The following is a 12,840-nucleotide window of genomic DNA, read 5'->3' as shown; positions in this document are numbered from 1 at the left end:
CTCCTAGAACCGCTCGGGGCGCACAAGCGCCGCAACCATGTAACCGGCGACGACGACCGCGCCGACGCCCCAGAGGATGGAGACGATCATCGTCACATCCTCTTCAATGCAGCGGCGAGGGCGGCGAAGAGCAGAAATGCTCCGCCGCCCAACGCCAGAAAGATCAGATCGGACATCGCCGACAGCCTCCGACTAAAGAAGGCGTGACAAGGCTCCCGAACCGCGTAAGGGCGCCATTCAGGTTCGGGCGCGGCGCATAAGGAAAACATAAGGGTGGGCCGACGGGCTTATGCGGCGCTTATGCGGGCGGGCGGTTTTCGAATGGCGCGCTGAGGCCCGTCGGGTGTCGATTACGGGCCTCTTCAACGGAGGTCGAAATGACCCGCAACGCCCTGCTGACCCAAAGCCTGAAGTCTCGCCCCGCGGCGCCGCCCAGCGTCTGGCGGATGGCGATGGATGTGATCGGTCAGGCCTTCGGCGCCGCTTCGACGCGGGAGCGCGGCCGATGATGTCGGGCTATGTTGATGACCTAAGGCCGGGGCGCCGTGGTCCCGGCGGCTACGAAGTCCTGCAAAGGGATGGGGGTTGGTGTGTCGCGGTCAACGGCTGCCGCACCCGCGCCCTGCCGGTCCGCGAACTGGCCGAGCAACTGGCCCGCAGCCTGCAGGCTGAAGCGGATGGACTCCACCATCGCCGGGAGGCCCGCCAATGATCGCGCTTCCCGCCCCGCCCGTGCCCATCGAGATCACCGTTGATCACGGGCTGTGGTGCTTCCGCTCGCTGGACGGCCGCCTGAGCGGCGCTTTCATGGACCGCCGGGCGGCCGTCCGCGCCGCCCGCGATGAGGCGGAAGGGCACGAAGGCTATGTGGTGGTCGAGCGCGACCGGCCCTGAACGAGGAACGGAGCCTGACGACCGTCAGGCTCCGTTCGTGTATCGGGCTACAGGAGGCTTCAGCCGCCCTGCGGCATGCCCTGCGGCACGATAGTCTTGATGATCGAGGCGTCCAGTTCCTCGAAGGCGTGCAGGCCGATGGTGTCGTACAGCTCCTGACGGGTCTGCATGCGGTCGATGTATTTGTGGGTGCCGCCGTGCTCGGCGATCGAGGCGTACAGCTCTTCCTGGGCCTTGTTGGCGGCGCGCAGCGAGGACACCGGCCAGATCACCATCTTGTAGCCCATCTCCTCGAATTCCTTCGCGGTGAAGAAGGGCGTCTTGCCGAACTCGGTCATGTTGGCCAGCAGCGGCACGCCCGGCATGGCGGCGGCGAATTTTTCGAACATCTCGCGGCTGGTCAGGCCCTCGGGGAAGATGGCGTCGGCGCCGGCCTCGACATAGAGCTTCGCGCGATCAACGGCGGCGTCGAAGCCTTCGACGCCGACGGCGTCGGTGCGGGCCATGATGACCAGATCACGACGGGCCTTGGCGGCGGCGGCGACCTTGGCGGCCATGTCCATGGCGGGCACCAGCGACTTGCCGTTCAGGTGGCCGCACTTCTTGGGCAGGATCTGGTCTTCAAGGTGCACGGCGCCGGCGCCCGCTTCCTCGAAGGTCCGCACCATGTGCATGACGTTCAGCGCCTCGCCATAGCCCGTGTCGCCGTCCACCAGCAGCGGCAGGCCCGAGGCGCGCGCGATCTGGCGGATGAAGAAAGCGACCTCGTCCACGGTGATGATGCCGAGGTCCGGCAGGCCCATCGAGGCGGTCATGGCCGCGCCCGACAGATAGACGCCGTCGAAGCCCGCGTTCCGCGCCTGGATCGAGGCCTGACCGTTGTGGGCACCCGGCAGCTGCCAGATGCCGTCACGGGCGAGGGCCGCGCGGAAGCGCTTGCCGGCGGATTCGGTGGGGAGGTCGGAGGCGAGGAGGTAGGGCATGGCGCGCCTTCTAAAGGTTATTGCTCCGCACGCCACACGCGACGTGCGATACTTTTGAACTGACTGATGCCGAGCGAGCGGCGCTCATTCCGTGACTTCGAGCCGGGAGCATCAAGGCGGGCGACAATAGCATCTTCGTCAGCCTCCCAAATTTCGATCGGCTGAAGAGTCGTTTTGTCGAGAAGCACCAGGAGGCATAGGTCGAACTTGTCGCCACATTTTATGGCTGGGCAGCGGCCAATGTAGAGGCGCTCGCGCGTGACCGCTCTTCCCTTGACCTGCACCCTTAGTCGCACACCGTCTCGCACCAGCCAGCCGTCGAAGCCGGGCTGGCGGGCGTCCGCGAGTTCCACGCCCAAGGTTTCCCAAGAGGCCAACTCGGCGACTTCGCCCGTCACGCCGAGCGGCTTCCCGGTGGTGCGGTAATATTCCACCGCAAGGCGACGGGCTTCATCAAGCAGCCGGACCGTTGCCTGATGGAGAGTCTCCGGGGCGATGGACTGGGCTGACAACTGGTCGCCTACCCCCGCTTCTTCAGCTCCACCCACTCCAGGTTCTCCGGACCCGTGTAGTTCGCGGTCGGGCGGATGATCTTGCCGTCCTGGCGCTGTTCGATGACGTGGGCCGACCAGCCGGTGACCCGCGAGATGACGAACAGGGGGGTGAACATGGCCGTGGGCACGCCCATCATGTGGTAGCTGACGGCCGAGAACCAATCGAGGTTCGGGAACATCTTCTTGGCGTCCATCATGACGCTCTCGATGCGTTCGGCGATGTCGTACATCTTGGTCGAGCCGGCCTCGTCGGACAGCTGTTTGGCGACGCGCTTGATGACGACGTTGCGCGGGTCCGAGATCGTATAGACCGGGTGGCCGAAGCCGATGATGACTTCCTTGGCGTCCATGCGGCGACGGATGTCGGCCTCGGCCTCGTCCGGGTTGGCGTAGCGCTTCTGGATTTCGAAGGCGACCTCATTGGCGCCGCCGTGCTTGGGCCCGCGCAGGGCGCCGATGGCGCCGGCGACGGCCGAGAACATGTCCGACCCGGTGCCGGCGATGACGCGCGCGGTGAAGGTCGAGGCGTTGAACTCGTGCTCGGCGTACAGGATCAGCGAGGTGTGCATGGCCCGCACCCAGCTCTCGGACGGCTCCTTGCCGTGCAGCAGGTGCAGGAAGTGGCCGCCGATGGTCTCGTCGTCGGTCTCGACCTCGATGCGGCGGCCGTTCTGGCTGAAGTGGTGCCAGTAGAGCAGCATCGAGCCCAGCGAGGCCATCAGGCGGTCGGCGATGTCGCGGGCGCCGGGGTGGTTGTGGTCATGGGCTTCCGGCAGGACGCAGCCCAGGGCCGAGACGCCGGTGCGCATCACATCCATCGGATGGGCGGCGGCGGGAAGGCATTCCAGCGCGTCCATGACGGCGGCGGGCAGGCCGCGCAGGGCCTTCAGCTTGGCCTTGTAGGCCTTCAGCTCGGCCGCGTTCGGCAGCGTGCCGTGGATCAGCAGGTGGGCGATTTCCTCGAACTCGGCGCCTTCCGCGAAATCCAGAATGTCATAGCCGCGGTAGTGCAGGTCATTGCCGGTCTTGCCGACGGTGCACAGGGCGGTGTTGCCCGCGGTGACGCCGGACAGGGCGACGGACTTCTTGGGCTTGAACGCGGGGGCGGCGGCGTCGGTCATCGATTTCCTCACTGGTCCAGTACAGCGCGTCGCGGCGTTCTGGCGTCCCGGAGGGGAGCGCGGGCCGAGCCTGCACGCGGCGGCGCCCGTTGATCGCGCGTCCGCCCTGATTGATGGGCACGAAATAGCGGAATTCCGCGCCGGGTGAAGGGTGAATCTGCTTCGGGCGCGACTTGCGTGGTCGGGGCGTGCTACCACTTGGCAAAACAGAGCCAAATGGCCACGGGAACGCAAAACGGCAGGGACGAACGCGCTTCGGCGCTGCCGGTCGGTATGATCGTGGCCAGACGACGGGACGAGAGTGCTGCCATGAATACCGCCTTCCGCAAGCCGCTGCCGGGTACGGCGCTGGACTATTTCGACACCCGCGCGGCGGTCGAGGCGATCCGGCCCGGGAGCTATGACGGCCTGCCGTATGTTTCGCGCATTCTGGCCGAGCAACTGGTGCGTCGCTGCAACCCCGCTTCGCTGACCGCCGCCCTGACGCAGATCGTCGAGCGCAAGCGAGATCTGGACTTTCCCTGGTATCCCGCCCGCGTGGTCTGCCACGACATTCTGGGCCAGACGGCGCTGGTCGATCTGGCCGGTCTGCGTGACGCCATCGCCGATCAGGGCGGTGACCCCGCCAAAATCAATCCGGTGGTGCCGACCCAGTTGATCGTCGACCACTCGCTGGCCGTCGAGGCGCCCGGCTTCGATCCCGAGGCCTTCGCCAAGAACCGCGCCATCGAGGATCGCCGCAACGAGGACCGCTTCCACTTCATCGAATGGACCAAGCGCGCCTTCGAGAACGTGGACGTCATCCCGGCCGGCAACGGCATCATGCACCAGATCAATCTGGAGAAGATGAGCCCGGTCATTCAGGCGCGTGACGGCGTGGCCTTCCCCGACACCTGTGTCGGCACCGACAGCCACACACCGCACGTGGATGCGCTGGGCGTCATCGCCATCGGCGTCGGCGGGCTGGAGGCCGAGACCGTCATGCTGGGCCGTCCGTCGATGATGCGTCTGCCCGATATCGTGGGCGTGAAGCTTACGGGGCGTCGTCCTGAAGGCATCACCGCCACTGACATTGTGCTGGCCCTGACCGAGTTCCTGCGCAAGGAGAGGGTCGTCGGCGCCTGGCTGGAGTTCTTCGGCCAGGGCGCGGACAGCCTGACCATCGGCGACCGCGCGACCATCTCCAACATGTGCCCGGAATACGGGGCGACGGCGGCGATGTTCTACATCGATCAACAGACCATTGATTACCTGCGCCTGACCGGCCGGGAGCCCGAACAGATCGCTCTCGTCGAGACCTATGCGAAGACGACCGGCCTGTGGGCTGATGCCCTGAAGAGCGCCGAATACGAGCGGGTGCTGGAGTTCGACCTGTCGACGGTCGAGCGCAATCTGGCCGGGCCGTCGAACCCCCATCGCCGCCTGCCGACCTCGGCCCTGCACGAGCGTGGCGTGGCCGTCGATCTGGAAGGCGCGCGCGCCGAGGAGCGCGAGGGCCTGATCCCGGACGGCGGCGTGATCATCGCCGCCATCACCAGCTGCACCAACACCTCCAACCCGCGCAACGTCGTGGCCGCCGGTCTGGTGGCGAAGAAGGCGCGGGCTTTGGGCCTGGATCGGAAGCCGTGGGTGAAGACGTCGTTCGCCCCCGGCTCCAAGGTCGCGAAGCTGTATCTCGAAGAGGCGGGCCTGCTGTCCGAGCTGGAAGCGCTGGGCTTCGGCATCGTCGGCTTCGCCTGCACCACCTGCAACGGCATGAGCGGCGCGCTGGACCCGGTGATCCAGAAGGAGATCGTGGATCGCGATCTCTACACAACCGCCGTCCTGTCCGGGAACCGCAACTTCGATGGCCGCATCCATCCCTATGCGAAACAGGCCTTCCTCGCTTCGCCGCCGCTGGTGGTCGCCTACGCCATCGCCGGGACCGTGCGTTTCGATATCGAGCGGGACGTGCTGGGCGTCGCGCCGGACGGTTCGGAAATCCGCCTGAAGGACCTTTGGCCAACGGATGCCGAGATCGACGCCATCGTCGGCGAACACGTGAAGCCGGAGCAGTTCCGCAACGTCTATGAGCCGATGTTCGCCCGCCGGACCCACGGCGGCGCGCCGGTCAGCCCCCTGTACGACTGGCGTCCGCAATCGACCTACATCCGCCGTCCGCCCTACTGGGATACGGAGGGTCTCGGCGCCTTGGCCGCCAGCCCGCGCACGCTGAAGGGCATGCGTCCTCTGGCCATCCTGCCGGACAACATCACGACCGATCACCTGTCGCCGTCGAACGCCATCCTGCCGACTTCGGCGGCGGGCGAGTACCTGACTTCGATGGGCGTGCCGGAGGAGGACTACAACTCCTACGCCACCCACCGGGGCGACCACCTGACCGCCATGCGCGCGACCTTCGCCAACCCCCAGCTGGTCAACGAAATGGCCGTGGTCGACGGGGCTGTGAAGAAGGGTTCGCTGGCCCGGCTGGAACCCGATGGCGAAGTCGTCCGCATGTGGGAAGCGATCGAGACCTATCTGGGGCGCCGCCAGCCGCTGATCATCATCGCCGGCGCGGACTATGGGCAGGGCTCGTCGCGCGACTGGGCCGCCAAGGGCGTGCGTCTGGCGGGGGTCGAGGCCATCGTCGCCGAGGGCTTCGAGCGCATCCACCGCACCAATCTGATCGGCATGGGCGTGATGCCGCTGGAGTTCATCAACGGTGTGACCCGTCTGGGGCTGAAGCTGGATGGGACCGAGACCTATGACGTCATCGGGACGCCCGCGCCGGGCGCCGAACTGACGCTGGTCATCCACCGCGCCGACGGTTCGGAAGAGACCGTGCCGGTGAAATGCCGCCTCGACACTGCCGAGGAGGTCTCGATCTACGAGGCCGGCGGGGTGCTTCAACGCTTCGCCCAGGACTTCCTCGACTCGGAGGCCGCCGCCTGATGTCGCACGGTCCGCAAGTTCGCATCCCCGCCACCTACATGCGCGGCGGGACGTCCAAGGGTGTCTTCTTCCGTCTGGAAGACCTGCCCGAGCCCTGCCGGATCCCCGGTCCTGCACGGGACCGGCTGTTCCAGCGCGTGATCGGCAGTCCGGACCCCTATGCCAAGCAGATCGACGGCATGGGCGGGGCGACGTCGAGCACCAGCAAGTGCGTGATCATCTCGCCGAGTGACCGGCCCGGTCACGACGTCGATTATCTGTACGGACAGGTCTCGATCGACACGGACTTCGTCGACTGGTCGGGCAACTGCGGGAACCTGTCGACCGCGGCAGGCGCCTTCGCCATCCATGCCGGCTATGTCGATGCCGGACAGGATGGTGTGCGCGAGGTGCGCATCTGGCAGGCCAATATCGGCAAGACCATTATCGCCCACGTTCCGGTCAGCGGCGGCGCGGTTCAGGAGACCGGCGACTTCGAACTGGACGGCGTGACCTTCCCCGCCGCTGAGATCGTCCTGGAGTTCCTCGATCCCGCCGACGAGGGCGAGGCCAGTGACGGTGGGGGCGGCGCCATGTTCCCGACCGGCAATCTGGTCGATGAATTGGATGTGCCCGAGGCGCTGGTCGCGGGCGGCAAGCTGACCGTGACCCTGATCAACGCGGGTATCCCGACCATCTTCGTCAACGCCGCAGACCTGGGCTTCGCCGGGACCGAGTTGCAGGACGCGATCAACGGCGATCCGGCGATCCTCGCGCGGTTCGAGGCGCTGCGGGCCATCGGCGCCCTGCGCATGGGGCTGATCGAGACGCTGGAAGGCGCGGCGAAGCGCCAGCACACCCCGAAGATCGCCTTCGTCTCCCCGCCGAAGGGCTATGTTTCCTCGAGCGGCAAGACGATCGCGGCGGGCGAGGTGGACCTGCTGGTCCGCGCCCTGTCGATGGGCAAGCTGCACCATGCCATGATGGGCACGGCGGCGGTGGCCATCGGCGCGGCGGCGGCTGTGCCCGGCACTCTCGTCAATCTGGCGGCGGGCGGCGGTGGGCGGAAGGCTGTGCGCTTCGGCCACCCGTCCGGAACCCTGCGCGTCGGCGCCGAGGCGGTGCAGCGGGACGGCGAATGGACCGTCACCCGCGCCATCATGAGCCGCAGCGCGCGCCGCCTGATGGAAGGCTGGGTCTATGTGCCCGGCGAAACCATCGCCTGAAAAGCAAAAGCCCGGCCGAAGCCGGGCTTGCGCTGATGGTGCGGGCGGTCGGGCTCGAACCGACACTCCTTGCGGAACCGGATTTTGAGTCCGGCGCGTCTACCAGTTTCACCACGCCCGCACGGACAAGGGTGCAGTGCTCCTAGCGCGCGCCGGGGCGCATTTCAACGACCGCGCCAGAGAGTGTCTTGGGTTTGTGGTCAGGTCGGCGCGCTGAAGCGCGGCAAGCGTCCGCGGCGCGCGGTTCCATCGGCGGACGGAGCCAGGCGTCGCGATGGCCAGGGCGATTGCGGCGGCGGCGAAACGGCGCATGGGATCAGGCCTCGACCTCGACGTGGGCGTCCGTGCCGCCGTGCTGGATGTTGCGGGCGCGGATGAACATCTCGATGCGCTGGGTCACGACCATGGCTGCGGCGAACAGCATGAAGGCCTCGATGATCGCCAGCGGGTTGACGTGCCATTCCGCGGCATGGGCTTCCAGCCAGGGCTCCAGCGCCTTTCGGGCGACCATGACGGCGATAATGATGATCAGGCCGATGGGCGAAGCCTGGGCCTTCAGGGCGCCGTCCGGCTCCTTGTGGATGGTGGTCATCCTGCCGCGCTGCCAACCGAAGGCGGCGCCCAGGCCGATGCCGATGGCGATGATCAGCAGCGAGATCGGGTCCACCGGCAGGGCGTGCCCGCCGCTGGCGCTGATGCCCCACAGACCGGCGCCGATGGCGAGGACGACGATCAGTGGCGAAACCCAGAGGAACTGCGGGCGCAGCGTCCTCGGTCGGCGGTTACGCAGCAGGACAACCGGGATAACAGCCGCGATCACGATCAGCGGGATGAGTTGTTCTGGCGTCACTGAAATGTCCCCCGCCCATCGCCGTCGATCAGCGTGGGCGGGCGGAGATTACGCCGAACGACGCATCGGTAAAGCGGCTAGCCGGCGACCGGGCCGACCGTCTGTTCGATAGCGCCGAAGATGGAGTGATGCTTCTCGTCCAGCATCTCGATGCGGACGGTGTCGCCGTGCTTCAGGAACCCGGTTTCCGGCTTGCCGCGCAGGATCGTCTCCACCGTTCGGACCTCGGCGATGCAGCTGTAGCCTAGACCGCCCTCGGCTACCGGCTTGCCGGGACCGCCGTCTGCGTCACGGTTCGACACGGTGCCCGAGCCGATGACGGTGCCGGCGCAAAGGGCGCGGGTCCTGGCCAGGTGGGCGATCAGGGTCCCGAAGTCGAAGGTCATGTCGACCCCGGCGTCGGCCTTGCCGAAGTCCTCGCCGTTCAACTGGACCGACAGGGTTCCGTGCAGCTTGCCGTCCCGCCAGCGGTCGCCCAGCGCCTCGGGCGTCACGAAAACGGGCGACAGGGCGCTGGCGGGTTTGGACTGGACGAAGCCGAAGCCCTTGCCGAGTTCGGCGGGGATCAGGTTGCGCAGGCTGACATCGTTCACGAGGCCGACCAGACGGATGTGCGTCAGGGCCTCTTCGCGGGTCACGCCCTGCGGCACATCGCCGGTCACGACGACGATTTCGGCTTCAAGATCACAGCCCCAGCTTTCGTCGGCCAGCGGGATCGGATCGCGCGGGTTCAGGAAGCCGTCCGAGCCGCCCTGGTACATCAGGGGATCGGTCCAGAAGCTCTCGGGCATCTCGGCGCCGCGCGCCTTACGGACCAGTTCGACGTGGTTCACATAGGCCGAGCCGTCAGCCCACTGATAGGCACGGGGCAGGGGGCTGGCGGCGTCGCGCTCGTGGAAGCGGCCGCGCGGCACGCCGCCGTGCTCAAGGCTTTCGGCCAGGGCGCGCAGGTCGGGCTCGACCCGGTCCCAGTCATCCAGCGCGGCTTGCAGCGTGGGGGCGATCAGGAAGGCGTCGGTGAACCAGGCGAGATCGCTGGAGACGACGACGAGGCGGCCGTCACGGCCATGCTTGAGCGAGGCGAGTTTCATGCCGCAGGCCTAGCCGGTTTCCTCGCGGGGGGAAACCGGGCGCCGTGTCAGTGGCGGATCAGTCGTGGCTGAGACGCGGGCCGTGGCTGTCGCCGGACAGTTCGGCCAGAGCTTGCCGCAGCTCGCCCTTGCGGGCGCTCGCGTCCCTCCAGTGCTCATTGAAGGCCGCGACGGCCAGACGCAGGGCGTCGGTCTGTTCGCGGCCGGTCATGTCCTTGGGAGGAGCGGGCGGATGGGGCGGGTGTCCGCCGTGGTCGGGTTTCTCGGGTTTGCCCGGAGCCGAGGGCGCGACGTTGATGACGATGTTGGCCGCGGCGGCGGTGGTTGTCGCGCCGGTGGTGTGATCATGGCCGTGGCCTTCAGCCTTGTGGTCGTGATCTGAGGCCTTTTCGTCGTGACCTTTGCCATGGTCGTCGTGGGCGGGCTTGTGGGGTTCTTCCTTTTTCTCCGGATGTTTGCCCGCGATCGCCTTGTCGAGCGCGCCCAGTCCCGCGACGAGCCCGCCCCTGCCGCCTGCGATCGCCAGAACCCCGCCGAGACGGCTCCGGATCACCTTTGCGAGGTGTTCGGCCTTGCCCTTCAGGGCGTTGTCGTCAGCCGTCATGGCGTCCTTGGCGGCGCCGTTGACGGCCTTCCAGATCGCTTCGGAGGCGTCGCCGGTCCTGGGCATCGACTGTCCGCGCAGGAACCAGCCCAGCAATCCCGCGGCCAGCAACAGCAAAATCAACGCGCCCCATAGCACCGGGTCGGCGCCGATCAGGATTGGCGCGTCCAGCGGGGCGCCGGCCGGATCAGCCGCCGGGAAGTCTGCACCGTAGGACATGAAGGCTCCCGCAGAATGATCGAACATCATTCTGCGCGCCCGGCTCCGCTTGGCAACGGGAAAAGGTTAACGGCTTTGTGGATACCGCGCAGGCTCAGCCCGGCGGGTGGATCAGGGCCTTGGCCTCGGCCCCCTCGCGACCGCCGATCAGGCGCACCTCGACCTCGACGGCGATGGCGCCTTCGGGCTGATGGGCCCACAGGTATCGGCGCTCGACCTCGACGTCGCGGCCCGACGGCGCGACGCCCTCATAGGTGTCGCCCCACGGGGTGACGGCCTTCATGTCCGGCCAGGGCAGGGCGCAGGCGGCGTCCAGCTCCTCGATGGCCATCTCGGACAGTTCGTCGTCTTTTACAGCCACCGGCGCACCTTTGATCGATAGGCGTCCCAGGCGGCGCCGAATTTGGCGGACAAATAGGCCTCCTCGCGCAGGACCACAAAGCGGTCGATCACGACCATGCAGGGCAGGATCATCGCCAGTGCGACCCAGCTGTCCATTGCGGCGGCGAAGCCGAGGTAGATCAGGGCGAAGCCCAGATAGATCGGGTTGCGGCTGAAGGCGTACAGGCCGTCGGTGGCGAGGGCGGTCGTGGCCTTCCACGGCTCGGGCGGCGTGCCCAGACGGCGGAACCGGCTCAGGGCGGCCATCTCGATCAGCAGGCCGACTATGATCAGGGCGAAGGCGCCGCCTCGCCGAATCTCGGTGCTCAGGCCCAACGCCGGTTCATCGACCAGCGCGCCCAGTCCCCAGCCCGCGAACAGGAAGGCGACATAGATCAGCGGCGGCGGAAATCGGACGGGGCCGGTGGTGTCGGAAGTCATACGGTCTGTCCGGAAGGCGCGGTGAACTCGGATGGCGGGGCGTCGCCGGTGTTGATGACCTCGGACGGTTCGAAGATGATCACCTCGGCCTCCTCATCGGCGGCTGTGCGATGCTCGATCCCGCGCGGGACGACGATGAACTGGCCGGGATCGAGGCTTACGATCCGGTCGCGAAATTCGACCCGGAACCGGCCCTTCCAGACGAGGAACATCTCGTCGGCGTCGGCATGGCTGTGCCAAGGGAAGACGCCCTGCACCTTCACCAGCCGCACGTCCTGCCCGTTCAACTGCGCCGCGATGCGGGGGCGCCAGTGGTCGGAGAAGGCGGCGAACTTTTCAGTCAGGTCGACGGCGGCGGTCACCGGCGGAGCTCTTCGTCGCCGTAGATGGCGACCTGAGCGCGCGTACCGCTGGAGACGGAGCCCCGATACATGCCCGAGGTGTTCATGGCGAACACAGGTTCGCCACCGGCGCCGAGCACAATGACCCCGCCTTCCCCGCCAAGCGCGCCGACTTCGGCGATCTCGGCGTTAGCGGCAGAGTACAACTGCGGAATAAAGCCGAGGTCGGTGCATGCTTCGGAGTTGCAGGTCGAAAGCGCGATCAGAGCCCTGTCACGGTCGGTGTGTTGTTCCTCGGTCATGCGGAACTCAAGCCCGACCCGCGCACAGATATCCCGCGCCACCGTCGCCCGGATGAAATACTCGCCCGAGCCCGTCGCCGAGACGGCGCAGCCGTCGGCGTTGGAGGCATAGGTGCCGGCGCCGATGACCGGCACGTCGCCGACGCGCCCCCACTGTTTGGCGGTCATGCCGCCGGTGGAGGTGCCCGCCGCCAGACGGCCTTCCTGATCCAGCGCGACCGCGCCTACGGTGCCGAATTTGCGCTCGTTCAACGGGGGGGCAGGCAGGTCGGCCATGGCACCCGGCGCGGCGCCCGCGGGACGCGGCGGGATGGGCAGGTTCAGTCGGCGCAGCTCGCGCTCCAGCCCCTGCCAGCGGCGCTCGGTGAAGAAGAAGCCGGGATCCACCTGCTCCAGCCCGACCGAGGCGGCGAAGCTGTCTGCGCCGGGTCCGATCAGCATGACGTGCGGTGACTGCTCCATCACAGCTCGCGCGGCGGCGATGGGATGGCGGGTGGTGGTCAGGCCCGCGACCGAACCGGCGCTCAGGGTGGAGCCGTCCATGATCGCCGCGTCCAGCTCGTTGCGGCCCTCGGCGGTGAAGACGGCGCCGCGTCCGGCGTTGAACAGCGGGTCGTCCTCCATGATCTGGATCGCGGCCTGCACCGCGTCCATGGCCGAGCCGCCGCTGGACAGGATGGCCTGCCCGACCTCCAGCGCACGGTGCAGGGCGGCGCGATAGGCGGCGTCCTGTTCGGGCGTCAGGCTGTCTCGCTCGATCACACCGGCGCCGCCGTGAATGGCGAAAGACCAGCGGGGCGGCTCCTGGGCAAAGGCGGGCGCGGCGATCAGGGCGAAGGCGGTCGCGAGGGCGATACGGAGACGGTTCATGGCCGCAACCTCGACCAGCGGAGCCGTGAACTCAAGCGCGCGCCTCGCCG

At 67.5% G+C, this 12,840-nt stretch carries 16 protein-coding genes and 1 tRNA gene; 5 read left to right on the top strand and 12 right to left on the bottom strand.

From position 1 onward, the window contains the following. Window positions 1-3 precede the first annotated feature (3 nt). The gene (locus tag FKQ52_RS14035) at window positions 4-90 is read right to left on the bottom strand and encodes a potassium-transporting ATPase subunit F (RefSeq protein ID WP_240811816.1); all 87 of its coding nucleotides are present in this window, start codon (window positions 88-90) and stop codon (window positions 4-6) included. A 287-nt stretch (window positions 91-377) separates the two neighbouring features. Here FKQ52_RS14035 and FKQ52_RS16795 point away from each other — a divergent pair, with 287 nt between their 5' ends. From FKQ52_RS16795 to FKQ52_RS14025, 3 genes are read left to right on the top strand one after another with little or no spacing between them, the layout of a single operon-like run. Beyond that, complete coding sequence (locus FKQ52_RS16795; RefSeq protein WP_255431410.1) at window positions 378-509, top strand: hypothetical protein; 132 nt, start codon at window positions 378-380, stop codon at window positions 507-509. Next, window positions 506-712, top strand: coding sequence for a hypothetical protein (locus tag FKQ52_RS14030; RefSeq protein ID WP_141627756.1), 207 nt, complete (start codon window positions 506-508; stop codon window positions 710-712). Before FKQ52_RS16795 ends, FKQ52_RS14030 begins: the two co-directional genes overlap by 4 nt. After that, window positions 709-894: a hypothetical protein gene (locus tag FKQ52_RS14025; RefSeq protein WP_141627755.1), complete on the top strand. Its 186-nt coding sequence runs from the start codon at window positions 709-711 to the stop codon at window positions 892-894. Before FKQ52_RS14030 ends, FKQ52_RS14025 begins: the two co-directional genes overlap by 4 nt. A gap of 59 nt (window positions 895-953) precedes the next feature. Here FKQ52_RS14025 and prpB read toward each other — a convergent pair whose 3' ends face one another. Genes prpB through prpC form a run of 3 tightly spaced genes read right to left on the bottom strand, consistent with a single transcriptional unit; the run spans window position 954 to window position 3,552 of the window. Continuing rightward, window positions 954-1,877, bottom strand: coding sequence for a methylisocitrate lyase (prpB, locus tag FKQ52_RS14020; RefSeq protein WP_141627754.1), 924 nt, complete (start codon window positions 1,875-1,877; stop codon window positions 954-956). A 17-nt stretch (window positions 1,878-1,894) separates the two neighbouring features. After that, window positions 1,895-2,425 (bottom strand): hypothetical protein, encoded by a 531-nt coding sequence (locus FKQ52_RS14015; protein WP_141627753.1) that lies wholly within the window; start codon window positions 2,423-2,425, stop codon window positions 1,895-1,897. Then, entirely contained in the window at window positions 2,398-3,552 is a 1,155-nt protein-coding gene (prpC, locus tag FKQ52_RS14010) for a 2-methylcitrate synthase (RefSeq protein ID WP_141627752.1), read from the bottom strand. Before prpC ends, FKQ52_RS14015 begins: the two co-directional genes overlap by 28 nt. A 309-nt stretch (window positions 3,553-3,861) precedes the next feature. Between prpC and acnD the strand changes: the two genes are divergently transcribed. Next, the gene (acnD, locus tag FKQ52_RS14005; RefSeq protein ID WP_141627751.1) at window positions 3,862-6,486 is read left to right on the top strand and encodes a Fe/S-dependent 2-methylisocitrate dehydratase AcnD; all 2,625 of its coding nucleotides are present in this window, start codon (window positions 3,862-3,864) and stop codon (window positions 6,484-6,486) included. Further along, entirely contained in the window at window positions 6,486-7,691 is a 1,206-nt protein-coding gene (gene prpF, locus FKQ52_RS14000; RefSeq protein WP_141627750.1) for a 2-methylaconitate cis-trans isomerase PrpF, read from the top strand. The genes acnD and prpF overlap by 1 nt, the downstream gene beginning before the upstream one ends. 36 nt (window positions 7,692-7,727) lie before the next feature. On the opposite strand, the gene FKQ52_RS13995 is transcribed toward prpF, so the two are convergent. From FKQ52_RS13995 to FKQ52_RS13960, 8 genes are all read right to left on the bottom strand, one after another. Continuing rightward, window positions 7,728-7,812 (bottom strand) — tRNA-Leu (locus FKQ52_RS13995). A gap of 195 nt (window positions 7,813-8,007) precedes the next feature. Then, window positions 8,008-8,541, bottom strand: coding sequence for a CcdC protein domain-containing protein (locus tag FKQ52_RS13990; RefSeq protein WP_141627749.1), 534 nt, complete (start codon window positions 8,539-8,541; stop codon window positions 8,008-8,010). A 77-nt stretch (window positions 8,542-8,618) separates the two neighbouring features. Then, complete coding sequence (locus FKQ52_RS13985) at window positions 8,619-9,632, bottom strand: fumarylacetoacetate hydrolase family protein (RefSeq protein ID WP_141627748.1); 1,014 nt, start codon at window positions 9,630-9,632, stop codon at window positions 8,619-8,621. Window positions 9,633-9,690: 58 nt separating this feature from the next. Continuing rightward, on the bottom strand, window positions 9,691-10,455 hold the full coding sequence (locus tag FKQ52_RS13980) for a hypothetical protein (RefSeq protein WP_141627747.1): 765 nt from the start codon (window positions 10,453-10,455) through the stop codon (window positions 9,691-9,693). 94 nt (window positions 10,456-10,549) lie between these two features. Then, the gene (locus FKQ52_RS13975) at window positions 10,550-10,816 is read right to left on the bottom strand and encodes a hypothetical protein (RefSeq protein ID WP_370450970.1); all 267 of its coding nucleotides are present in this window, start codon (window positions 10,814-10,816) and stop codon (window positions 10,550-10,552) included. Continuing rightward, complete coding sequence (locus FKQ52_RS13970) at window positions 10,807-11,277, bottom strand: isoprenylcysteine carboxylmethyltransferase family protein (RefSeq protein ID WP_141627746.1); 471 nt, start codon at window positions 11,275-11,277, stop codon at window positions 10,807-10,809. The genes FKQ52_RS13975 and FKQ52_RS13970 overlap by 10 nt, the downstream gene beginning before the upstream one ends. Further along, entirely contained in the window at window positions 11,274-11,639 is a 366-nt protein-coding gene (locus FKQ52_RS13965; protein WP_205750770.1) for a cupin domain-containing protein, read from the bottom strand. The genes FKQ52_RS13970 and FKQ52_RS13965 overlap by 4 nt, the downstream gene beginning before the upstream one ends. Continuing rightward, the gene (locus FKQ52_RS13960; RefSeq protein ID WP_141627745.1) at window positions 11,636-12,790 is read right to left on the bottom strand and encodes an isoaspartyl peptidase/L-asparaginase family protein; all 1,155 of its coding nucleotides are present in this window, start codon (window positions 12,788-12,790) and stop codon (window positions 11,636-11,638) included. Before FKQ52_RS13960 ends, FKQ52_RS13965 begins: the two co-directional genes overlap by 4 nt. Window positions 12,791-12,840 lie beyond the last annotated feature (50 nt).

This window comes from Brevundimonas sp. M20, from assembly GCF_006547065.1.
GTDB lineage: Bacteria > Pseudomonadota > Alphaproteobacteria > Caulobacterales > Caulobacteraceae > Brevundimonas.
The sequence above is the reverse complement of the archived record's forward strand: the minus strand, read 5'-3'. Positions and strand labels throughout refer to the sequence as shown.